The organism is Thermus sp. FJN-A (assembly GCF_054655095.1).
The window spans coordinates 1-893 of the sequence record NZ_BAAHSC010000175.1; the positions used below are offsets into that span (position 1 = coordinate 1).

Sequence of the window (893 nt, forward strand, 5' to 3'; positions counted from 1 at the left end):
AACCCAAGTTGCTACCCAGCCATCTTCTGGGTCAGGAGACTGATGTTATGGGCCAGGACGAAGGTGAGAACTTTGATGACGAAACCCTCCTGGGTCACGGCGTGGATGCGCCTGGGGAAGAGGTGATGGAGCATGCTCCCCACCGTCTCCACCACCCTCCGCCCCACGATGGCCAGGTACTGCATCCAAGGGAGATACCGCCGGCTGTTCCTCCTGCGGATGACCATGGGAACAACCTCCTGGGCCTCCCGGAGGAGGTCCTCGTACAGATGGCTCTCGTACCCCCGGTCCAGGTAGAGCTCCGCCCCCTCGGGAAGGTCCAGGGGAAGGAGGAGAAGAGAAGCGAGGTCGTGGAAGCTCCCCGGGGTCAGGTTCACCTCGTGGACGAACTTCCCGTCGTCCACCAGGAGGTGGAGCTTGAGGCCGTGGAAGTAGACCCGCTTGCTGGGGATGAAGCCGCGGTAGGCCTTGTCCGGGAAGAGGCGGGAGCGGGGGGCACGGATGTTCTCGCAGGCGGGGAGGGGGAAGGTGTCCAAGGCATACGCCTGGGCCTGGTGGAGGTGCTTCCAGACCTGGGCCAGGAGGTGGAGGAGGGGGAGAAGGAGGGGGTAGAGGGCGTGGAGCCTGCGGTTGAAGCGGCTTGGGGAGGGGACGTGGGTGAAGAGGCCGAGGTCTTTGGCGAGGGCCAGGGCCTTGTTGTGCTTGCCGCCGAACTCTAGGGCGGCAAGGAGGGCGAGGGTGAGGATGGCGGAGGCGGGCGTTTTGGCTTGGGGGTCATCCTTGTAGCCCATGGCTTGCAGGGCGTCGTCTATAATGCAAAAGGCCGCTATGAGACGGGAAAGCATAGCGGCCACTATTTTTTCAGATCCAGGGGATAGGTAGCAACTTGGGTT

The 893-nt window shown here is 63.2% G+C and carries 1 protein-coding gene; it reads right to left on the reverse strand.

What is annotated here, in order from left to right; all coding sequences use genetic code 11:
- Window positions 1-11: 11 nt before the first annotated feature.
- Entirely contained in the window at window positions 12-845 is an 834-nt protein-coding gene (locus ACYQ0J_RS07235; RefSeq protein WP_039454941.1) for an IS982 family transposase, read from the reverse strand.
- Between the last annotated feature and the right edge of the window lie 48 nt (window positions 846-893).